At 47.9% G+C, this 21,182-nt stretch carries 16 protein-coding genes and 1 tRNA gene; 5 read left to right on the top strand and 12 right to left on the bottom strand.

Annotation, left to right across the window (positions count from 1 at the left end):
* The first annotated feature begins 38 nt into the window (after positions 1-38).
* The 3 genes from TREPR_RS10710 (at position 39) to TREPR_RS10700 (ending at position 2,409) form a co-directional block, all read left to right on the top strand.
* Positions 39-437 carry a cytidine deaminase gene (locus TREPR_RS10710; protein WP_015708331.1) on the top strand — a complete coding sequence of 133 codons (399 nt, stop codon included), beginning with the start codon at positions 39-41 and terminating at the stop codon, positions 435-437.
* Positions 437-2,272 (top strand): sugar phosphorylase, encoded by a 1,836-nt coding sequence (locus tag TREPR_RS10705; protein WP_015708330.1) that lies wholly within the window; start codon positions 437-439, stop codon positions 2,270-2,272. Before TREPR_RS10710 ends, TREPR_RS10705 begins: the two co-directional genes overlap by 1 nt.
* A 63-nt stretch (positions 2,273-2,335) precedes the next feature.
* Positions 2,336-2,409, top strand: a tRNA-Pro gene (locus tag TREPR_RS10700).
* A gap of 292 nt (positions 2,410-2,701) precedes the next feature.
* On the opposite strand, the gene TREPR_RS10695 is transcribed toward TREPR_RS10700, so the two are convergent.
* Genes TREPR_RS10695 through ruvB form a run of 5 tightly spaced genes read right to left on the bottom strand, consistent with a single transcriptional unit; the run spans position 2,702 to position 8,056 of the window.
* On the bottom strand, positions 2,702-3,949 hold the full coding sequence (locus TREPR_RS10695; RefSeq protein WP_015708329.1) for a glycerate kinase type-2 family protein: 1,248 nt from the start codon (positions 3,947-3,949) through the stop codon (positions 2,702-2,704).
* Positions 3,950-3,974: 25 nt separating this feature from the next.
* Positions 3,975-5,768 (bottom strand): glycoside hydrolase family 13 protein, encoded by a 1,794-nt coding sequence (locus TREPR_RS10690; RefSeq protein WP_169313423.1) that lies wholly within the window; start codon positions 5,766-5,768, stop codon positions 3,975-3,977.
* Positions 5,769-5,793: 25 nt separating this feature from the next.
* The gene (locus TREPR_RS10685; protein ID WP_245534721.1) at positions 5,794-6,015 is read right to left on the bottom strand and encodes a hypothetical protein; all 222 of its coding nucleotides are present in this window, start codon (positions 6,013-6,015) and stop codon (positions 5,794-5,796) included.
* Between the two features lie 54 nt (positions 6,016-6,069).
* Complete coding sequence (gene queA / locus TREPR_RS10680; protein ID WP_015708327.1) at positions 6,070-7,092, bottom strand: tRNA preQ1(34) S-adenosylmethionine ribosyltransferase-isomerase QueA; 1,023 nt, start codon at positions 7,090-7,092, stop codon at positions 6,070-6,072.
* On the bottom strand, positions 7,067-8,056 hold the full coding sequence (ruvB, locus tag TREPR_RS10675) for a Holliday junction branch migration DNA helicase RuvB (protein WP_052299805.1): 990 nt from the start codon (positions 8,054-8,056) through the stop codon (positions 7,067-7,069). The genes queA and ruvB overlap by 26 nt, the downstream gene beginning before the upstream one ends.
* A 218-nt stretch (positions 8,057-8,274) precedes the next feature.
* On the opposite strand from ruvB, the gene TREPR_RS10670 reads away from it, so the two are divergent.
* Complete coding sequence (locus TREPR_RS10670) at positions 8,275-8,580, top strand: type II toxin-antitoxin system RelB/DinJ family antitoxin (protein ID WP_015708325.1); 306 nt, start codon at positions 8,275-8,277, stop codon at positions 8,578-8,580.
* The gene (locus TREPR_RS10665) at positions 8,580-8,915 is read left to right on the top strand and encodes a hypothetical protein (protein ID WP_015708324.1); all 336 of its coding nucleotides are present in this window, start codon (positions 8,580-8,582) and stop codon (positions 8,913-8,915) included. Before TREPR_RS10670 ends, TREPR_RS10665 begins: the two co-directional genes overlap by 1 nt.
* Positions 8,916-8,967: 52 nt before the next feature.
* On the opposite strand, the gene TREPR_RS10660 is transcribed toward TREPR_RS10665, so the two are convergent.
* The 7 genes from TREPR_RS10660 to TREPR_RS10630 all read right to left on the bottom strand — a co-directional run bounded on the left by TREPR_RS10660 (position 8,968) and on the right by TREPR_RS10630 (position 21,176).
* A complete protein-coding gene (locus TREPR_RS10660) occupies positions 8,968-9,591 on the bottom strand; it encodes a hypothetical protein (RefSeq protein WP_015708323.1) in 624 nt (207 codons plus the stop codon).
* Positions 9,588-11,138, bottom strand: coding sequence for a formylglycine-generating enzyme family protein (locus tag TREPR_RS17895; RefSeq protein ID WP_015708322.1), 1,551 nt, complete (start codon positions 11,136-11,138; stop codon positions 9,588-9,590). Before TREPR_RS17895 ends, TREPR_RS10660 begins: the two co-directional genes overlap by 4 nt.
* A 208-nt stretch (positions 11,139-11,346) precedes the next feature.
* Positions 11,347-13,314, bottom strand: a complete 1,968-nt coding sequence (locus tag TREPR_RS10650; RefSeq protein ID WP_015708321.1) for a GmrSD restriction endonuclease domain-containing protein — start codon at positions 13,312-13,314, stop codon at positions 11,347-11,349.
* Positions 13,311-14,636 (bottom strand): DUF262 domain-containing protein, encoded by a 1,326-nt coding sequence (locus tag TREPR_RS10645; RefSeq protein ID WP_015708320.1) that lies wholly within the window; start codon positions 14,634-14,636, stop codon positions 13,311-13,313. Before TREPR_RS10645 ends, TREPR_RS10650 begins: the two co-directional genes overlap by 4 nt.
* A gap of 70 nt (positions 14,637-14,706) precedes the next feature.
* Positions 14,707-15,300 (bottom strand): hypothetical protein, encoded by a 594-nt coding sequence (locus TREPR_RS10640; protein WP_015708319.1) that lies wholly within the window; start codon positions 15,298-15,300, stop codon positions 14,707-14,709.
* 84 nt (positions 15,301-15,384) lie between these two features.
* On the bottom strand, positions 15,385-18,543 hold the full coding sequence (locus TREPR_RS10635; protein WP_015708318.1) for a UvrD-helicase domain-containing protein: 3,159 nt from the start codon (positions 18,541-18,543) through the stop codon (positions 15,385-15,387).
* Positions 18,540-21,176 (bottom strand): PD-(D/E)XK nuclease family protein, encoded by a 2,637-nt coding sequence (locus TREPR_RS10630; RefSeq protein ID WP_015708317.1) that lies wholly within the window; start codon positions 21,174-21,176, stop codon positions 18,540-18,542. Before TREPR_RS10630 ends, TREPR_RS10635 begins: the two co-directional genes overlap by 4 nt.
* Between the last annotated feature and the right edge of the window lie 6 nt (positions 21,177-21,182).

The following is a 21,182-nucleotide window of genomic DNA, read 5'->3' as shown; positions in this document are numbered from 1 at the left end:
TGGACGATTACGCAATTCAACTTTATGGAGGATTTGATATGGATATGGATGAACTTTTCCTGGCCGCCCGCAAAGCCGCCGATGCGGCCTATGCCCCCTATTCAAAATTCCGGGTAGGTGCCGCGCTCCTAGGGGATGACGGGACGGTCTATACGGGCTGTAATGTGGAAAACCGTTCCTTCGGCCTCGCTATTTGCGCCGAGCGGAGCGCCGTTGTTTCTGCGGTAAGCCGGGGGCAGCGCTCCTTCACTGCCCTGGCAATTTCCACCCCGGATTCCCGGGACCCCGTAGGTCCCTGTGGCGCCTGCCGACAGGTTCTGAGCGAATTCATGGCCCCAGAAGCCCAGGTCCGTTTCCGGGGTAGCGGGGATAAAACGGTGGATATCACCCTGGGCGCCTTGCTGCCCTTTGACTCCCTCCACGATTTGGCAACCTAATGGGGGATAACGAAAAGAGCGAAGCTCTGCAAAACTTGCTTGTCTTTATTTATGGCGATAAGCCGGGCCGGGAGACCCATGCAAAACTGCTTTCGATACTGGAAGGAGTCGAACATGGCCCGGGCCTGCAGGGATTTACCCACCGGGATGCCTTTCTGATCAGCTACGGGGATATGCTGGCCCCTGCAGGTGGGGACCGGGGAAGTGCGGCGGAAGATCCAAGCGGGGAAGCTGTGGCTGAACTCCCGGGGTCGGCTTTAGCCGACACGTTCCCTGCGGAAACCGGCCTGTCCTGGCTGGGAAACTTCCTGGAACGCCGCAACGAAGGTGCTTTCACCTACCTCCACCTGCTCCCCTTTCACCCCTATAGTTCCGATGACGGCTTTTCCGTGGTGGATTACCGGGAGGTGGACCCCCGTTTTGGAACCTGGGAGGACATCGCCGCCCTGGGCAAGGGCTTTAAGCTGGCCTTTGATTTTGTGGTGAACCACGGCAGCGTAAAAAGCCCCTGGTTTCAGGGCTTCCTGGCCGGGGACAAACGCTATGAGGGCTGGTACACCACCCGGCCTAAGGACTATGACTATTCCGCCGTGACCCGTCCCCGGACCCACCCCTTGCTGACCCCCTTTACACGTAAGGATGGTTCAGAAGTATACGTATGGACCACTTTCAGCGCCGATCAAGTTGATTATGACTTCAGCAACCCGGAAGTGCTTCTGGAATTTATCAGGATCTTTCTGGAATTTGCCAAAAGGGGCGCACGGATAATTCGCCTTGACGCCATCGGCTACCTTTGGAAGGAGGATGGCCACCCCTGCATCCACCATGCCAAGACCCATGCTGTGGTAAAACTCTTCCGGGCCATCGCCGAAACCCTGGGCCTGGACCTGCTTTTACTCACGGAAACCAACGTGCCCCACCTCCAGAATGTGGCCTACTTTGGTACTGGGGACGAGGCCCACATGGTGTACAACTTTGCCCTGCCGCCCCTGGTCCTCCACAGCCTGCTTTCCGCTGACAGCGGCCCCCTGCGCAGCTGGGCCAAAACCCTGCCCCCCTATTCGGAAAAAGGCTGGCTTTTCCTCAACTACCTGGCAAGCCACGATGGTGTAGGCTTGGGCCCCGCCAAGGGCCTGGTGGATGATGCTGCCTTTGCCCTTTCCATAGAAGAAGCCCAGCGACGCGGCGCCCTGGTCAGCTACAAGGCTACTCCCGAGGGCCCCATCCCCTACGAACTGAACTGTTCCTATGTAAGCCTGGCCGCCCCCCCGTCCTTGGGCTCAGCGGAAATCCGCGCCCGGGCCTTTCTGGCCTCCCAGGGTGTGCTCCTCTCCCTGGCAGGGCTCCCGGCGGTGTACTTCCACAGCTGGATAGGCTCCGAAGCCTGGACAGAAGGGCCGGAACTTCTGGGCTATAACCGGGCTATAAACCGGGAACGCCCCCCAATAGATCGGGTTGATCGTGAACTGGATGATCCCCACTCCCTGCGCTCCCTGATATACCGGGGGATCAAGGGCTTCCTCCAATTTAGAAAGGCCGAGGAAGCCTTTTCCCCGGAGATTCCCCAGCGCATACTTGACGCAGATGGGGCGGTTTTCGCCGTGCTGCGGGGTCCCGTGGGGGGATTTCCCGCTAAAGCCAAGGCCGGCAGCGCCGGGATCTCAAGCCGTTATGTACTCTGCGCCCAGAACCTGGGGGCTAAGCCTGCGACACTGCGGCTCCGAGAGAATGGCATTCCCCTTGAAGGTATTGCGGGGGAAGAACTGGCCCTGGCGCCCTGGGAAACCCGGTGGATCGCCTACGGGGGTGGAGAAAAGCGGGAATTATCGACATGAATGCGTTGACACACCTGTCTTTTTTGTGATAAAGTCTTTTCTACTAGTGTGTATGCACTTGTTCGGGTAATAGCGCAGTTGGTTAGCGTACAAGTCTGGGGGACTTGGGGTCCCCGGTTCGAATCCGGGTTGCCCGATTAAGGGGTCTTGGCCCTGTGAGCCGTAAATCTTTGTAATACAAGGATTTACGGCTTTTTTACGGTGTTGTCCTAAAACAAAAGCAAGTTTTGGTTTCCCATTAGCCGTGCCAACAGTTTATGACCGGCATTTTGGGTGAGCCCTATATAACGAAATAAACAATCGATCCCTTGGTCTAAAATCGAAACCAAAACACCAGCCAGGGTACCGCAGAAATCCGGGTTACTTCAAACTATAAAAATCATGAGCCCATGGGGTACTAATTATTCCTCAGCATCGGACTTGGCTGTATCAACGCGCCAGTATTATTGACAGATCGTTAACATTTGTGCCGGTAGGGCCGGTTAGTACCAGGCTGTCTACTGTCTTAAGGCCGTTGTAAGCATCGTTATTATCAAGGATATCCAGGGGTTTGAGCCCCTTTGCCTTAAGTTTTGCAGCGGTGGATCCATCCACAATTCCCCCCGCAGCATCGGTGGGGCCATCGGTCCCATCGGAACCTACTGAAAATATAGTCAGATTAGCTATGCCTGCAATACCTTCCGCGGCGGCCAGGGCGATTTCCTGGTTGCGGCCTCCCTTGCCTTTTCCTTTTAGGTGCACGATGGTTTCACCTCCCAGGATGATAGCGCAAGGACGGGAAGGGGAGTACTGCCCGCCGGCAATTTGCCGGGCTATGGCAGCCATAAGAATCCCTACCTCACGGGCTTCACCGTTCATGTCGGAACAGAGAATCTGCGGGGCATAGCCCAGTTCTTTTGCGATTTCTGCAGCGCTGGCACAGAGGGTACGGACGCTGCCGGTGATCACGGTTTCTACATTGTCCAACTGCTTTGGGGTTTCTTTGGCGAGATATTCCAGGATGGTGTCGCTTAGTTTTAATTTGTACCGCGCTGCTACAGCCAGGGCTTCTTCTGCGGTGGACCTGTCAGGCGCGGCGGGCCCTGAGGCTATGGAGTCCAGCCGGTCCCCCAACACATCGGATAATACCACAGTAAAGACCTTGGCGGGGGCGCAGGCCTGGGCGAAGCGGCCGCCCTTGACGCAGGAAAGCCGTTTGCGGATCATGTTTATTTCCACGATATCCGCCCCCGAGGCAAGCAACTGGTTATTAACAGTAACAATGTCCGCCAAACTGAGGCCGGGGAGGGGTTTTTCAAAAAGGGCGGACCCGCCGCCTGAAATAAGAAAGAGCAGTTCATCACCCGCCCCAAGGCTTTCCGCCAGGGCCAAAGCTTTTTCTGTGCCCTTGATGGTATTCTCATCCGACAGGGGATGCCCGGCTTCGATGATTTCCATACCCGGAATTGAACCCTGGGAATGTTCGTACTTGGTTATAACAATTCCCCTTGCAATGCGGTTCCCCAGTTCTTCATGGGCAGCCTGAGCCATGGTCCATGCTGCTTTTCCTATGGCTATCACTGAAAGCTGCCCGGAAAAATGGTGGGCGCCCAGGGCCTTTTTCACGGCAATGCCGGGCAGGTTCGCCGCAATGGAACGGGTAATAAGCGTATTGGCGTCAATGTTTATCTTATCCATAATGACAGAAATTATAGTGCATTATTCAGTTTTTGTATATGGCGGAAACAGGACTTTGAAAAAAAATTGTGAGCGTATGTGGCGCCAATTCTCCTCCGGCATTGGCCCCGGTTGGATTGCCTGTAGAAAATACGATACGCCCCGGGGCCGTAAACCCTGAGGGTGCGCTCCCTTCTGCATAAATTGCTGTGAGGGTTTCATTCTCCCCGGAAAACACCCAATAGTGGAAACCTTCTTCTTCGCGGTATTCAATAATATTATTCCGGATAATAGGGGCGTATTTTTTTCTAAACCCCATAAGGGCTTTAAAAAATTCTTTCAGCTCCAAATCCTGTTTGTTTTCATCCCACACCATGGGCCTGCGGCAGTCAGGATCGTTGCCCCCTTCCATGCCAATTTCGGTGCCGTAATAAATGCAGGGTGAGCCTGGGAGCAGAGACAGCATGGTAAAGGCATTGCGGAGGGCTTGCTTGTCACCCCTGGCCCTGGTCAGGGCGCGGTCAGTGTCGTGAGAGTCCAGGAGGTTAAAGGCTTCGCGGTTGTGAATATCACTGTACCGGGAAAGGACGGCGAACAGTTTTTCTGTGAATTGAAGTGCATCAATTTTTTTTTCAAGGAAAAAATCGGACACAGCCGAATTCAGGGGGTAGTTCATGGCGGCGTCAAAGCAGCCGCTGTGTATCCAGGTGGAGGCATTGAACCAGACTTCGCCTACAATGTAAAAATCTTCTTTCAGGGAACGTACAGAACGGGAAAAATCTTTCCAGAAATCCAGGGATACCTCGTTGGCCACGTCAAGACGCCAGCCGTCGATGTCCGCTTCCCGTATCCAGTAAGCGGCGGCCTCAAGCAGGTATTTGCGGACAGCAGGGTTTTCGGTGTTCCACTTGGGCATGTTGGGGTAAAAGCCGAAGGCGTCAAAGTCCATGGCGTATTTTTCACTGTAGGAACTTTTTACGGGAAAGCGGTGAATGTGAAAATAATCTCTGTAAGGGGACTGTTCCTGGTTCTTCAGCACATCCTGCCAGAAGGGGTGGCTTTCCCCGGCGTGGTTAAATACCGCATCCAGCATGACCCGGATCCCCCGTTCATGGGCCTCGGCAATCAGGGCTTTCAGTTCCCCTAAATCGCCGAACTGTTCATCCACAGCGTAGTAATCCTGAATGTTATACTTGTGGTTTGAGGGAGAAGGAAATATTGGGGTCAGATAGATGCCGTTTATCCCGAGATCCGAAAGATAGGGTAATTCGCTGCGTATTCCAGCCAGATCCCCGCCAAAAAAATTGTTCAGTTCCGGCTTTCCGGTTTCCCAGTCTTCGGACCCGGCGGGTGAGATGGCGGGGTTCCCATTGCGAAAACGCTCGGGAAATATTTCGTACCAAACCGTGTCCTGTGCCCAGGAGGGAATATTCGGTGAATCCAGAGTATGGATAAAGGGGTAGGAAAAGTGGTTGTAGGGGATACGGTTCACCGCATCCTGAGTATAGGCCTGGACACCGTTTTCGGAATAGTAAAACTGCCCGTATACGGTTTTCAGCCGGAAACCGTATTTGAGGCGCCGGTATTTAGGTACCGGAATAGCAGTCCGCCAGATAACAGTATCGCTTCCTGAAAACTGATGTCCCATGACCTGTTCGGCGAAGTTCCAGCGGGTGGGGCCTGATCCGGGATTGCTCGGGCCGGTCCAGTCGTAGGGGTCCCCATACAGTAGAGTCACCTCATCCACGTCCACCGATGCCTGGATACGCAGAGTTACTATGGATTCGTATTTATCATGCCAGCGCCAGGGAAGGGCGGAGTGGTGGAACACTAGGGGCATTTTTTCTTTCAGAATTGATTTCTTTTCAGGCAACAGAACTGGCGCTTTCTTTCATTTCAAAGATATACCCGGTTTTAAGGCAGGTATCAAAAAGCCGGTTGTCCAGAAATTCGTCCGCTGTTTTTTCATATCCGTTGCTTGTCCTGGTTATGCGGACCCGGTATCCCTCGGCAGTCTGTTCAAGAATATCAAAATACGCAGTCTGGTTTAATCCGCATTTTATATAGTAACGTTTTATCATCATCATCCTCCGAAAAATTTTTAGAACCTCCTTCAATTATCGGTAATTCCGGTGGAATGTTTAGACGATTAACATGGCGTCGCCATAGCTGAAAAAGCGGTAGCCCTGATCTGCCGCCTCCCGGTAGGAATCCAGGATAAAATTCCTGTCAGCAAAAGCCGATACCAGCATCAGCAGTGTCGATTCGGGGGTGTGGAAGTTGGTGAACAGGGCGTCCACCACCTTAAAAGTATAGCCTGGGTAGATGAAGATCGATGTCGCCCCTTCGCCCCGGCAAAGCTTCCCTGCATTGCTGTCCCAGGCGGACTCCAGGGTGCGGACGCTGGTGGTGCCCACGGCGATAACCCTGCGCTTCTCAGCTTTTGCCCGTTCGATCCTGGCGGCGTTTTCTTCGTCAATAGAATAGTTTTCCTCGTGCATCAAGTGGTCCTCAATGGTTTCGCTGCGCACCGGAAGGAAAGTGCCAAGCCCCACATGGAGAGTGACAAAGGCGCTTTCTATGCCCCGCTCAGTAAGGTGTGCGAGGAGTTCTTCGGTAAAGTGAAGCCCTGCTGTAGGCGCTGCTGCGGAGCCCGGGACGGCGGCGTAAACGGTCTGGTAGCGCTCACTGTCCGCCGGGCTGTCCTCGCGCCTGATGTAGGGGGGCAGGGGAATGTGTCCGTGCCGGTCCAGCCATGCCTCATCAATTGGGCGGTCAAAGCGGAGCAAACGGAGCTCCCCCTCTTCGCCAATGATTTCAGCTTCCAGGGCATCATCAAAAATATAGCGGGTCCCCATGCGGCGGCGTTTTGTCCGCTGGGCCATGACGGTCCAGGTTTGGGGATCCTGCTGTTTCAGGAGCAGAAATTCTACCCTGCCGCCGCCTGCCCCGGTCCCGTAGATCCGGGCTTTCCTCACCTTGGAATTATTGAAGACCAGAAGGTCTCCCGGTTCAAGCAGGGACGGAAGATCCGCTATATGGTGATGGGATCGACTGCGCTGCATACGGTCCAGAACCAAAAGCCTGCTCTGCCCCCGCTGTTCCGGCGGAAACTGGGCAATCAGGTTTTGGGGGAGATCAAAAGAGAAGTCCGTTAGTTTCATTGATGCCCTTGGGAAGTTTGAGGTGTTCGTAGGCCTGGGCGGTGGCCATACGGCCCCGGGGAGTGCGCTGGAGCAGCCCCGCCTGGATCAGGTAGGGTTCGTAGTAATCCTCCAGGGTGTCCACCCCTTCACCCATGGAGATCGCCAGGGTTTCTGCGCCCACAGGGCCCCCGTTGTAGCGCTTGATGATCATGGCCAGGATTTCCCGGTCCTGTTTTTCCAGGCCCAGGTGATCTATTTCCAGCCGGCGCAGTCCTTCTGCTACCACTTTTTTTGTGATTGAAGCCGCCCCGGCCACCTGGGCAAAGTCCCGCATGCGCCGCAGGAGCCGGTTCGCCACCCGGGGAGTGCCCCGGGCCGAGGCCGCCAACAGGGCTGCCGCGTCATCGTCGATCTTTGTCTCCAGTATCCCTGCGGATCGACGGACTATGGCCTCCATGTCTGCGTGTTCATAAAAGGAAAACCGGCAGGGTATGCCGAAGCGGCTCACCAGGGGGCTGGAAACATTCCCCGCCTTGGTGGTGGCCCCGATCAGGGTAAAGGGCTTGATGGGGATCCGCAGGGTCCGCGCCCCGGGCCCCTGGCCGATGATCCAGTCGATCCCGTAGTCCTCCATTGCGATATAGAGCATTTCCTCGATAGCCGGTTTGAGCCGGTGAATTTCGTCGATAAAAAAGACGTTCCGTTCTTTCAGGCTGGTGAGTATCCCTACCAGGTCCTTGGGCTTTTCCAGGGCCGGCGCTGAAGTCTGGACGATTTCGGTTTCCAGTTCGTTGGCTATTACCTGGGCAAGGGTGGTTTTGCCCAGTCCCGGGGGGCCTATCAAAAACAGGTGATCCAGGTTTTCCTTCCGTTCCTTGGCTGCGCGGATGAAAACTTCCAGGTTTTCCTTCATAGCCGCCTGGCCCAGGAATTCCTTCAGGCTCCGGGGGCGAAGGGAGTAGTCCCGGGTATCCTCTTCCATGGCCTCGGGGTGGAGCAGGCCGGGGGGTAAAGTCCCCGGGGGGATATCATCTTCGGGAAGCACGGGGTTGTCGGGTTTACGTTTGCCCATGGGGGTATTATAAGCCGGGAAGGCTTGTTTTCACAAGGGATCATACTCGGTGGATATTACCCACATTGATGCATTTATGTTGACAGTGTCGTTATAAAGTGCTATATTGTTCCTTAAGGAGATAAGCTATGACTAACGCAAAGTCAAACGTAAACGTCAAGATTGATAAGAGCATAAAGGCTCAGGCCGTTGATTTACTTTCAAGGATGGGGATTGACCAGACGACAGCAATCGAGATGTTCTATCGTAAAATTATTGTAGAACGCCGTTTACCCTTTCAGCCCGAACCTTTACCGACCCCCGACGAAAAACTAATCAAAGCCTTACAAAACAGGAAAATGCAAATAGTTGAACTTGAATCAGACGGTAAGGGCAATATCATTATCGATAAAGAGAAAACCCCCGAACTTTACGACTGGGGAGTAAATGGCTAATGAAGCCCTTCGATATTTTTGTTGCGTATATTTCCTGGAAAACCGGAGGGAAACGCCGCCCGGTTTTGATGATTTCGACTGGCGATAACAACGGACCTACTGCATCCGCCGCATACGGTTTTGGGATCACAACACAATACGCTAATAAAAGCGAAACGATAAAGGCAAAATATTACAAAATAGTCGATTGGAAACTGGCAGGACTTGAAAAGCAATCTTATGTTGATACAGTTAGACTGCTAAAGTTACCTCCGGACGTTGTAAGCAAGGCCAAACCTATAGGAAAATTGACACAAGAGGACATAGAGTTTTTGATTGCATTTTTAGAAAAGTAGTCACCTCCTCTGTATTATCTCCCCAAGCAGTATTATCGCGCTTATCTTTTCATCATTCTCTATACACAATCCATTTTCTTTCAAAAAGATTGGTTTTTCTGAAACGAAAGCCCTGCTCTGCATCATCAAAAATATCCGGTACGGAAGTATTGCCCACTGCATGAGCGGATACATTTCCACCGGACCTACTGTGTCCGCAGATAGTATTTATAATAACTTGTGCGCACCTGGCCATGGTCTGTTGAATTTCTCCCTCAGTATAGAAAAATTCATAGCTCCCCAGATTGGGAGTATCCAAGGCGCCATTCGGGTGATCCCATTTTTTCGCAAAGGGCCTCCTGCTTATAAAACCATCTTTGGTCCTGGTAAATAGTGCAAAGGATTTACGGCTGCCCCCAAAAACTTGATGGCTAAGGCCCACGTTAATCTCGTTATTTTCATACATGTCCACAAAATAGTCCGTATATTCCCTGGGCAGATTACTGATAAACGTAATATCCAGACAAACCATGTGCTGCAAATTAGCCGCGTTTGGCGGAACATAACCGGTCCACGGGGTATCTATTACCTGGTACTTAAAATATACATACCCCAGCTCTTCTTTTGCGAAGACGGCGGACACAGCAGGTCCGAAACCGCAGACAAAGAACAAACAAACCACAACTATATTTTTCATCCCATTGTCCTTGCGGAACTTACAATACGGAAACCGGCGCCGTTTGTGGGATTGCTCCAGTTCCGAAAAGCCGAACGGAGGTATTCGCCCCAGGATAGATAATCGCCGCCGCGCTCGGCGCGCTGCATGCCCTTAGCATCCCAGCACCACTCCCATACATTCCCGTGCATATCGTAGAACCCCCAGGGATTCGGCGCGAAGCTCCCCACGGGCATCCGCCCCCATAATCCGGCCTTGCGTCGTCCGTATTCTCCGTTATAATTCGCCTGACTTTCGGAAATTGAGGCGCCGAAGCTGTACGCTGTGGTAGTCCCGGCCCGGCAGGCGTATTCCCATTCCGCTTCTGTGGGTAGCCGGAAGCCGTCGGCATTTTGGTTCCAGGTGACGTTGTCCCGGTTTATCGTATACGCCGGTCTCCGTCCGGTCATCTCACTAAGCCAGTTACAATACCGTACCGCATCAAACCAGTTTACGGAAACGGGCACATCATCACTGTTATGATTATCCGCTCCCCTGCGCCCGGTGGCGCTTAAGAAAGTATTGTATTCTCCTTCCGTTACCTCGTACTTCCCCATGTAAAAACCTGCTACGGTTTCCCGGCGCCGGGGCTGTTCGTCCTTTTCCGTGCCTCCCATCATAAAGGTCCCGCCACTGACACTTTTCATGTTGAGCTGCTGCTCAAGAATACGGGCGTAATTGGTTTCCGTTAAAATGTGTACCCCATTTTCCCGCGCCGCAGTTTCCGCGCTCCTCCCGTTGAGCCGTGCAATTCTGATGCTAAGTTTGCCGGTGATTTTTTGTGCGTCCACGTAGGGAAAGGTGACGGTTTTAGCGGTTTGGGTACTTTTTGCAACCACCCGGGGAAATAGGTAGTCGCTTGCGCTTGCGACTTCTGCATGTTCCGCATACTGGCTGCCGATTCCGGTCTTCCAGCCCGCTGTGAGGGATACCGACTGATTTCCTATCACCTGTCCGCTCTCATTTACCAGTTCAATGGCAGTGAGGTATTCGCGTTTTACTTCCGCCCTGGCAGGAGACTCGCCCCCTGCAGCGGTCTTTCCCGGCCAGAGAAGCTCCCAGGCTGAAGCCTTGCCTGTGGCGGCAAGCCCTGCGTAAACCTCGTTCACCGCCCTCTGTATGGGTGCGGCCCAGTTTTTGTCAGGATACAAGGCTATCCTGAAACTGAGGGCGCGAGTTTCCCGGTCCCAGTCAATTTCGCCCATCCCCAGCTCGGTAGAGTACACCAGGTAGGTAGGCAGCGGCGTGTTCTGTATATAATTTGCCACGTAATTATCGCACTGGTTGAGCTTTTCCACCCACTCCCTGCGCCCGGCGATTTCGTTCCTGGTGTCCACTCCGATACCCAAAGTGTCGCCGCTCCCTGCAAGGTTGCGGGAGGTCGTTTGGTAAGGCGCCGCGTTTCCTGCCCATTCGGCATAGTTCGCAGGCGTTGAGTAGTCCCCCTGGCCGCCGCCCCACATAACACCGGGATACCAGGCGGTCAATATGCCCGCAGTTAAAAAGATAGCGAAAGTTTTTTTTGCCATTTATTGCTCCTTATTAAAGGGATGAGATATTTTTCACCCAATGGGTGATTTTTTTGGGGATCTTCAATCTGTGGCTGTTGTGGGTTTTATTTTCAATGATTCTCTGTCATGTTGCCAGTATAGCCTATTCACCGTGTCATATAATGACATGGTGAAAGAGAATGCTCATTGTTTTTCACCCCGGACCCCGGGGATTTTATTCTTATACCTAACTTTGCATATATTGATTCAACCATGTAATCATTTCGGTTTCAGCATTTCTAATTTCATTGGTTTTACTTTCATCCCATCCATTCAATTTTTTTGTTAGTATCGCCATTATTTGAAGTTTCAAACTCTGTGACGCGAATATATGCTGCCATTGATTAAGTTTCGCCGGGGGATAGAGATTTCCAAAAGCAGAATTTTGACTTGCTACGACATTACACAAGTTGCCAAATGAATGCAATAAGTCATCATTCATTTTGTTGTAACCAACATTTTCGTCCGGATTTTGCGGATACCAATGTTCAATCGAACGCCTGTATGTAAATTCAAAATCATTAAAATTAACTTCTTTGTACATTGGTCTTAAGTTGCTTCTTTTTTTCCACAAAACATAATCCATCAAGTTAAATGCAAATATCGGAACCCCATTGTTATACCTAAGTTTGCTTTTGTCTGTCTGCCCAGCTTCATTGCAAATTCTTTTTTTTGCATATTGTTTTGATAATTTTTCCAGAAATCCATGGAAATTATGTGAAAAAGCAGGGCTATTCAAATTTTTGGCATTTTCATATAAGTATTTCACTGTTGAAAAAAGCCACCTCGTATCTTTGTAAGCCGTAAAGGTTACAGCAAACATACTCTGTAACATTATTATTTCATCATTTCGTTCGTCAAAAGAAATTTTATCAAATTGGGTTTGAACATAAAGATGTCCCCTTGTTTTTTCGTTTTTATCGATTCTATGCGCCTTACGTAAAAACCATTGTCCTTCTTTTAAGCCATGCGTATTTTCTAATGAAGTTCGGATAATAAAACTGTCAAAAATGAATTTAATCTTTAGAAGGTTTTCACCAAATTTTAATATCCATTCACTGTTTCGCGAAGAAACTTTAAATGATTTTTGTAATTTTTTATCATCAAGTTGGACTTCGTCCACTTCCTTGCCATCAGAAATATATAAGACATAATATAATAAGGTATCAAAGTTTATGATACATCGGTATCTGTCTGTTTCATCGTTTGTTGCTGATTCATTCCCATCATTTACCGTATCGATAGCATGAGGGTCGATGCCGTTTTCCAGTACACTCAATATGGATTTTTTATTCTCATTATTTACGTGAATATTTTTGTAAACATCAGCAATATCATAACCATAGCGCCAGCTGTTGCTGCCAGGCGTATAGTCATCCCATTGACAATTGAATACTTTTTCGCGTTCGTCATTGGGATCGGCGCCCTTTATTTTCTTTCTAAAGAATTTTATGCACGGAGTTTCAAGCTCTGAACAAGCGTCCCAAATTTTGGCAAATTTTTGAATGGTCAACATGTCCGTCTTTTCGTCAACAAGCTTTTGCATAAGCTCGGCTTTGATTATTTCATGGGATTCTAATTGTTCGCCCCGGGAGTTGAATCGCTCAAAATACAAATTTACATTCGTATTTTCCGGCATTTCGTTAATAAATATTGTCACTTTATGAAACAAATAATTATAAAAATCTTTCATATTGATATTGACGTAATCATCTTTTCCGACAAATTCTTTCAATGCATCCAATGTATCCTGATAACCTCTTAATAACTCGTTATCTTTGGTATCGTTAACTATTTCATTGACAAGTAGCTTTTTAATCGTTAAATCTGATTTTTGCCTTGCTTCAAAGGAAAGATTGATTTTTTCAACAAATTTTTCAATATTAGAATATTTATTTTGTATTGCCAAAGAAATTAATAATATAGCAGTAAATCTTTGTTGGCCATCAATAATTGAAAATTTATCACCATTTTTACAAATTACTAATGTGCCTATATAATATTGCTTCCTTTCTTCTTTTATGGAATCGAGAATATCAATTAGTAGCTGCGATATCTCACGATCTGTCCAGGAAAAATTTCTTTGGTAAAGTGGAATACTGTATTTTATGCTGTCATTACACAGTAACTCAAATATGGATAAAGGATTTTTCATTTTTTGTCTCCTTCCATAAGCTTTTGAATAATTCCATCAGCAGTAAAATTATTTAAGATATCTGTATTAATATTTGCTACAAACCCTCGCGGGGTTACCGCCGACATAAGAACCTGAAACATCTTTTGATATCCTGGCTTGCGCTGGAACATCCCTCCGGATGCATAGTTGGCGATTGTAGAATCATATATTAATTTTGCTATTACCCTGGGGTAAAATGCCCAAACAAAAGTTATTTCGGAAACCTCTTTGTCAACATATTGTTCACCGAATCTATCGATGAACAATGTGAGTAAATTGACATAAAGGTTAATATTCCTTGTAAATTTATTATTGCCGCTTTCAAAAATATGGTTTCTTATGTTATCGCTTAATTTATCACAAAGTTTATTGCGTTTATAAAAATTTTCATAAAACAAACTGTACGCATATTCAATATACCTGAAAAATGCTTCACCGTCAATAATAGGCATATTTAATGAATTTGGGAAGTCAATATTATTTTCTTTTAGTTTCTCATATAGGTATAGATAAGGATATGATTCATTGACAAGAGAAACCCCTTTAAAATCGTCAATAAACCGTTCGCTAAACCTTAACTCACTGCCATGCTTTTTCCTGGTTATTCCTGTATCGCCGTTTGACCAGTGTCTGATCCTGAATAAATGCTTATTAAATAATTCTTTTAGAGGAAAAATTTCATCATTTATAAATAGTTCCCACTTTTTAATTGTCTGTTCACTCGGGCGATTTATTGATCTTAGATGGTAAGCCTTTAATAAATCATGCGGATCAAGTGATTTGCCCCGGTTGTTTTGAGAATCAAAAAGCTGGAACGCTTCGGATAGATTATTGCCAGGCATTTCTATTACTGAAACCTTACAATTATTTTTAATGTAGGAAAAAAGATGCTTTTGTTCATTGGCTTTAATTAAATCACACAATGATTTCCATTCATTGAAATTTTCCTTTGCATGTAAAAGCGAAATTTCAACAAACTGATTACTCAAAAGGTTGGCTACTCCCTGTGGTAAAGATTTTTTTTCATTAAGATAAAAATATAATAACGATATTGACAATAGTCGCTGCTGTCCATCAACAATTTCAAGATTGTTCTTGTCTTTGGCGTGCAGAATTATTGAACCAATTCTGTATTCATTGATACCTTTGCTAATCGTTTCTCTGATATCATAAAAAAGGTTGCGAATATGACTACGTTCCCATTTATATGGTCTTTGATAATCAGGTATTTTTAAATTACGTTCTTGTAAAATCTCATCTATTGATTTAATGCTGACTGTAACTTCTGTTTTTGTTTCCATATAAATATTACCCCCATTCCTCTGGTTTTAGTTCAAAGCTTGTCAGGTCCGTTGCTTACCTGGCTCGCAATTACTTTACAGGTATATCCGTTATATTGACATTAAACGCAGGACGTTGAAATTTGCTCCAAATATTATTTTGTAGATTGGTGAATTGTTGTTCGGATAATTGTTTATCAGGATTAATTTCAAAAGCTATTCCTTGCTGATAACTTAAATCACGATGGACACCAAATTTGAATCCTATAGTTCGCCATTCTGTATCTGTTATAGGAATGCTATTTTTTGCTTGATTATTAGTCATCCCAATTACTTTCACCCATCTTCCCGGCCCGCCGTCATCTGAATAAGGATTTTGAATTACCTCGTCGGCGATAGGGGTAACCAAATGGGTGAAACATTTAACGGTTTGATTATTTAAATATTGATAAAGGAGAATAAGCTCTCCAAAGTGGACTGAATTCAAGGATTTTTTAAAGCTTGGTGTATTTACCTGAAGGCAAAAAAACACACCATTCGGATTTATAATAACCCTTTTGTCCGGACGTAAATACGCACTACTTGTTTTTTCATCATTTACATTTTTTACCCATCTAATATCAGAAGCTCCAAATTGTTTGGTCTTGTAGTTTTTAGAAATTTCAGGAACATCTACGATTGCCATTGTTTTTTCTCCTGTAATGTTATTTCTTCCCGTATTATATCATATGCAAATTGCGTGTTTTTCAGCGTGTAATTTGCAAATGTTTTAACGAGTATTTTCAACCTCATATATCTTACCGATAACCGGCATATGTATCAAGGCAGCCAGCACCTTCTTCCCTGTCCCGGTTTCCATAGCCGCAGCCTCAACTGCACGGCGGTAAGCGGCAAGCTGGGGGGCATACTCGCGGGCTTTTTCCTCAGCATTAGCGCCCGGAAAGGTCTTGTGATCAAGGATTACAAAGCCATTATCCAGCTCAAGGAGCATATCAATAAAGCCCTGCATTAGGCGGTTATCCCTTTCACGAAGGCTGATAGGCCATTCACGGCGAATCTTTGCCCCCGGATAGGTATTCGTTATAAATTGAGTTACTCTTTTATGTATTTCAACCATGTCGGCAGGATGTATAACAGAGAGGATGCCATAGCGTTCCAATAGCCGATGTGCCGTATTTTCCCATTCCGCTGCGTTTCGTTTTCCCTGTTCTACCGCAAGAAAGTTGTGAACTGCGGTGCCGAAAAGGTTATAATCCGGCGTTCCTTTTACTGCTATTCTATTTCCTAAACTGTACCGTTCACTCACTGTGATTTTAGACAGTGCTTCTGCTTCCCATTCCAAAGCGCTTGGGGAGTATCGGGCTGGCGGGTACAGCGGCAGGTCGGCAGGAACCAGGGGACGGCGTTTGCTCAACTCTGGCCGTGTCAACTGTAGGGCTTGCGTTTTTTCGGTATATTCCTTGATTGTTATGGGGATTTGTGTTCCACCAATATTGAGGAGGTGCTTGCCGGTGGCACTCACCGGCAGGGTGATAAGCGGCTCATGGTCGGCATCGGTCAATTCATCAAGCCATGCGGTCATCAATTTGGCGCCGGCATTGGTCGTTTTTCTGTGCACCGCAAGAATCAGGCTGTCTCGGGCCCTGGTAAAACCAACATATAACAAGCGTTGCCTTTCTTTAATCTCCCGGTCTATTGCTTCCTGTTGTTCCGGGCAATCGAGCAGTAAGGATTCCAACTCATCTGACGTTTGATTTCCCGGCAAGGGGTCGGGCCAGAAATGGAGTATTCTGTTATTCAGAGGATTTTGCGGATCAAATGCTCCTTCTGTTTTGGCAGAAAGATTGAATGCGCTGCCTTTAAGCCCGTCATCAAGGTTAAAGAGAATGACTACCTTCCATTCCAGGCCTTTGGCTTTATGATAGGTGAGCACTTGAATAGCCTGGTCATCAGAGCCTTCTGATTCTTTAATATCATTCTCAGTTAAATAGGACAAATATCCCGAGAGGCTTCCGGAATCATGCCGGGCCCTGCACAAATCCAGATATTTCACACAGCTAAGGCGCAGTTTATCAAGGTTTGCCAGCGCCAATGGGGTGTTCGGCCAGGACGCTGCCGCTTCCAATACACCGGAGGCATCAATGGCATACTCAAGGGCCTCTAAGGGGGTTAAGCGGCGTAATTCGTCACGCCGGGCATCCAGGTTTTGGAATACCGGGTTTGATTTTAATTCATCCAGGTAAGCATCCCTGTCATTCACCAGTTTTGCAAGCCAGTCTTTGTATTCCCCATGATTTCCCAGGAAGTTAATCACTTCAATCATCGCGAGGGTATCTTTTTTATCCGCAAGATAACGCAGGGCCGCTAAAACTAAACGGCAAGCCGGTGTTTTTACAAGTGATCCCCGGGCCGTGGATGCCCGGAGCCCGATACTCTCCAGGGCATTTGCAAGGTCATCGCAATCATCGTTTTTACGGCACAGAACAGCGATGTCTCCGGGTTTGGCGCCGGTGTCACCCAAAAGCGTTTGGATTGCAATAGCAAGGCGAATGGCAGTATCCGATTTATTTTGGGCATCCAAAAGCCATGCTTCGATATTCCCACCTTTGGCATCTTTTTCCCGTTGAGAGGGAATATTCAGGGTAACCTTGTTTTCCGGCATTTCATGGAACACATTCTTAAAAACAGCGTTTGAAAAATCAACGAGCAGTTTTTGTGAACGCCATGAATCTGACAGGGGTTTATTGAGGCGGGGATCCGCAATTTTACTAAAGTGATCCGCGGCGACATTCATTAAAACAGGGTCTGAGCCCCGAAATCCATAAATAGATTGTTTGGGGTCCCCAACCCAGAATGAAGAGCCGCATAATTGGTTAAGTTCAAGAAAAATTGCCAGTTGTATAGGGCTGGTGTCCTGAAATTCGTCGACCAATAGCAATGAAAGCCGATTTTTTAGGGAATCCTGAAAAAACTGGCTTTCTGTTCCTTCAAACAAATCCAGTACACCGGATTCCTGATCGGTAAAATCCATCAAGCCATGCTGCTTCTTGTAGGTCTGAAAATGTTCAACCGCCAGGGCGGCGCAGTAAAAGGCTCCGTCAATCATGGTTTTAACATCCTCATGGAAACGGCGATTTTTTAACCACTCGCCGGCCAGTCCCTGAACTTCAGCTACCGCGTCTTTACCGTCCTTTGGGGTTGATAATTTTGCAAGTTTTGCCCAGGTACTCCAGGGCAGCCTTTCTGGATCGGATGCAGTTTTTTTAATTTCTTCCAGTGCCTCCAATGCGACTTGTGAGCCCTTTGACAGTTTTGCTAATTTGCTGAGTGCATCAATCGCCGATTGGATGGCCTGTACCAGGGCCGCTGTATCGCACTGAATGGTATTAGGCAAGAGGGTACTAAAGGATTCCCATGATTTTTTGGCGCTCTGTTCAATGGCGCCTGAATCCAAGCGGTTATCCCGGGCCATCTTGGCTATGTCCTTTACATCATTGCGCCAATCGCCTTGGCGGTAAGCGCCATACCGGCTTAGCCGCCGGGCAACCGGTTCCAGCTTGTCTGCCTGTTCGGCGATAGCTTCTTCTACGGCCATGTTAAAAATTTTACCCGTGTCCTCTTCAGGTATAACGTCAAGGGCGGGGGATAAACCGGCGTCAATGGCGTATTCGGTGAGCAAACGGGCGCACACACTGTTTACCGTTCCGACAAACCCATCGGATAGTAAATTTACCTCTTCTTCCTTGCCATCAGACAGAAGCCGCTGGCGCAGGCGTTCTACCAGCTCTGCGGCCGCTTTTTTTGTAAAGGTTGTGGCAAAAAGGCGATTCGCACTTATGCCGTTCACTACATTCTCACCGGCCAATTTGGTAAGCCAATAGGTCTTTCCGGAACCGGCGCTGGCATTGATAATATTGATAGTGCTCATTGTGCGTTCCTTTCGTCTATTTCACATAAACCTTTATACTGGCAAAAACCGCAGGGCGCACTTAGCTTAAAGGGTGCGGTGGAGCTTTCATCATCATTTTCGTCATTTATATCATGCCCCTTCGCAACAAGGCCCTCCGCCAGTATATTTAATTCCCCTTGCCATGCTTTTGCTGCATTTTGAAAGACCTGCCGCAGATTCTTTTGATTATCCGGCAGCCAGCTATTTTCGGGCATGATAAAATAACCGGCATTTATTTCTGCGCCCGGTTCTTTTTCTTCTATAAGCCAAGCATAAGATGCCAACTGCAAATCAAGCCCATCTTTAATTTCCTGGCGTTTGTATTTTCCTGACCGGGTCCATTTTAAATCAATCACAAGGGGGTTATTTTTTTTATCCCGGAGGAGCAGATCCACAAATCCGTTAAAAGGCACTTCACAAAGGGTGCCGGAGAATTTGGCTTCAGCCTCCTCAACTGTGAAATCTTCCTTCTGCAATAATTCACCCAAACCATAAACAGCTCTGCCTATGTCCTGCCGGTAACGGGCTCTTTCGATTTTCTTGCCTTCTGCGCAGAGTTCAATAACCATGGATTCGACTTTTTTGTCAAAAAGCCGTTCAGCTTCTTTTTGAGCATCTGCGGGGGTCCAGGAACGTTTGGAGAGTGCAACTTGCAACGTAGTTCCCCGCGCATAGATATCCTGAATAATAGAATGGCATAGTGTTCCAATGCTTTGATTTATGTCAGGGATTGACGCAGCATCGGATGGCCGAATTTTGACGACTTTTTCCATCACCCACTTTAAGGGGCAGCCAATAAGGGTGCTCATATCACTGTAGGAAGTTGATTTTGGAATCGTAATAAGTTTTTTGGAGATAGAGTATTCATTCTGCCCCTGGGGTAATACAAACTGCGGCGCCCCTATTGTCGTACCTTTTCTGCCAAAAAGTTCCCATTTTTCATTGGTGAAGAATACATCGGTACTGTTTTGAATAAAAATTTTTACTGTTTTTTCATCCCATTTCTTCTCCGCAGATGATGTAATCATATCCCATAATGGATGCCCTGTAGTATCCTCGCCCCGCAGCTTTTTTGGGCGGATCAGGATGACCTTTTCCTCTGCTTTTAGAAAAGCGTTTTTCCATGCAAAAACTTCACGTTTCTGGGCCATACCGTTCTCATCCGGGTATATACCGGCTTTGTTTAATGCTTCCAGTTCCGCCGGATTCCAATAGCTTGCTGCGGGCCCTGGCTGATTGATAAAGTTCCACCAGATAAGAACAGGGCGTGAAGCAGTTACTCCCCCGGGGTGGGTTGAAATATTCCATGGACTAGCCTCGGCTTTAATATCAAGAGATTCCTCAGTTACCAGTAAATCGATCATCCGCTCCAATTCGATCCGGCCTATTGTCTTGCGCCCGGTTACCAATTGTTTCAATGCCATTGCATGGCCTATTGGTTTATTGAGAAAATCATTGTCTTTACATTGGGGGGTTAAACTTTTGATTATCCAGTTGCAGCGTTCTATGATGGCGCCTTCGGGAATACCCCCGGAAGGGTAACGATCCGAAACCAGCATTTCATCAATCTTTTTGAGTATTTCGTCAACTTCTTTCTCTGTTTTCGCTTTGTATTTTGGATCCTTGGGTTCAGCATATTGTTTTTTGATTTCTTCCAATGCATGGTCCCATTCTTTGCCCTTGACTCCGGCTTCATCTTTCAATGCCCGCAAAAGCCAGTATCTGACATCCGATGGAACCGGACTGATTGGAAGTGTTAACAGGGCCACCAATGCCCCAAGTTCAATCGGCTGCCATGCGTTGGCAAACACCAGGGGAAGGATCTGCAAATGGGCCCGCCATTTTGATGATTCCCTGCTGCCGGTTCGCGGAAGACCCAGGCGGTGCAAGGCCGTCCCCAATACGCCGGATGCATCAGAAACAATCATGTTCACGTTTTTGTTTGCATCTTTGTCTGCGGCTAACCACATGGCAAGCGCCTCTGCGGCTTCCCATTCAGTATCAGATTCCAACAGAATAAGTGAATCATCAGAGAAGTCAATTGATCCTTGGGGCGGCGGTTCTTTTATTGATACACCTGATTCACCAAGTTTGTTGAAAAGAAGCTGCCAGAGATGGGGGAGCAGTTCCAGTGGTTCGGCTAACTGAATTGATTGAATACAGGAAGTATCAAGATACTCAAGTTCATCCATTAGTTCATGCAATTTATCCGCAAAGCCCTGAGCCAATGGTTCGGTTCTGCTCTCAATGGCTGATAATGCGGCCAAACGCTTTGAATTAGTGGCAGGAAGGGCTGCACGGTTCCATCCGGCAAGAATCAACTCATCCCGCCAGCTCAAAAGCTGTTTGGCAGTAGACCATGGATCAAGTTCAAAGGATTTCTGAAACCACGGATCACCGGAAGCTGCGCCTGCACCTGCAGAAATCACCGCTGCCAGGCGCTTCCGGTATTGGTCAATACGCACCACAGCAGAGCAGTCGGTACCGCCTAATCCAAGCTTTGTTTGCAGGAAAGACAGCATCCCTTCGGGACCAAGGTGAATTTCACCTGAAGCTGCCTGCTTTTCTGACCAATCCGCGTTATTTTGATTCAAGCCGAAGGTAATTTTCATGCCGTT

Origin of the sequence: Treponema primitia ZAS-2, from assembly GCF_000214375.1 — a bacterium.
Taxonomy (GTDB): Bacteria; Spirochaetota; Spirochaetia; order Treponematales; family Breznakiellaceae; genus Termitinema; species Termitinema primitia.
The sequence above is the reverse complement of the archived record's forward strand: the minus strand, read 5'-3'. Positions and strand labels throughout refer to the sequence as shown.

Excerpts from the sequence above, each read along its gene's own strand:
- TREPR_RS10635 (WP_015708318.1), bottom strand. The coding sequence starts at position 18,543 with ATGAGCACTATCAATATTATCAATGCCAGCGCCGGTTCCGGAAAGACC.
- TREPR_RS10695 (WP_015708329.1), bottom strand. The coding sequence starts at position 3,949 with ATGGATAAGATAAACATTGACGCCAATACGCTTATTACCCGTTCCATT.
- TREPR_RS10665 (WP_015708324.1), top strand. The coding sequence starts at position 8,580 with ATGAAGCCCTTCGATATTTTTGTTGCGTATATTTCCTGGAAAACCGGA.
- TREPR_RS10650 (WP_015708321.1), bottom strand. The coding sequence starts at position 13,314 with ATGAAAAATCCTTTATCCATATTTGAGTTACTGTGTAATGACAGCATA.
- ruvB (WP_052299805.1), bottom strand. The coding sequence starts at position 8,056 with ATGGAAGAGGATACCCGGGACTACTCCCTTCGCCCCCGGAGCCTGAAG.
- TREPR_RS10685 (WP_245534721.1), bottom strand. The coding sequence starts at position 6,015 with ATGATGATGATAAAACGTTACTATATAAAATGCGGATTAAACCAGACT.
- TREPR_RS10690 (WP_169313423.1), bottom strand. The coding sequence starts at position 5,768 with ATGCCCCTAGTGTTCCACCACTCCGCCCTTCCCTGGCGCTGGCATGAT.
- TREPR_RS10640 (WP_015708319.1), bottom strand. The coding sequence starts at position 15,300 with ATGGCAATCGTAGATGTTCCTGAAATTTCTAAAAACTACAAGACCAAA.
- TREPR_RS17895 (WP_015708322.1), bottom strand. The coding sequence starts at position 11,138 with ATGGCAAAAAAAACTTTCGCTATCTTTTTAACTGCGGGCATATTGACC.
- TREPR_RS10645 (WP_015708320.1), bottom strand. The coding sequence starts at position 14,636 with ATGGAAACAAAAACAGAAGTTACAGTCAGCATTAAATCAATAGATGAG.
- TREPR_RS10710 (WP_015708331.1), top strand. The coding sequence starts at position 39 with ATGGATATGGATGAACTTTTCCTGGCCGCCCGCAAAGCCGCCGATGCG.
- TREPR_RS10660 (WP_015708323.1), bottom strand. The coding sequence starts at position 9,591 with ATGAAAAATATAGTTGTGGTTTGTTTGTTCTTTGTCTGCGGTTTCGGA.
- queA (WP_015708327.1), bottom strand. The coding sequence starts at position 7,092 with ATGAAACTAACGGACTTCTCTTTTGATCTCCCCCAAAACCTGATTGCC.
- TREPR_RS10705 (WP_015708330.1), top strand. The coding sequence starts at position 437 with ATGGGGGATAACGAAAAGAGCGAAGCTCTGCAAAACTTGCTTGTCTTT.
- TREPR_RS10670 (WP_015708325.1), top strand. The coding sequence starts at position 8,275 with ATGACTAACGCAAAGTCAAACGTAAACGTCAAGATTGATAAGAGCATA.
- TREPR_RS10630 (WP_015708317.1), bottom strand. The coding sequence starts at position 21,176 with ATGAAAATTACCTTCGGCTTGAATCAAAATAACGCGGATTGGTCAGAA.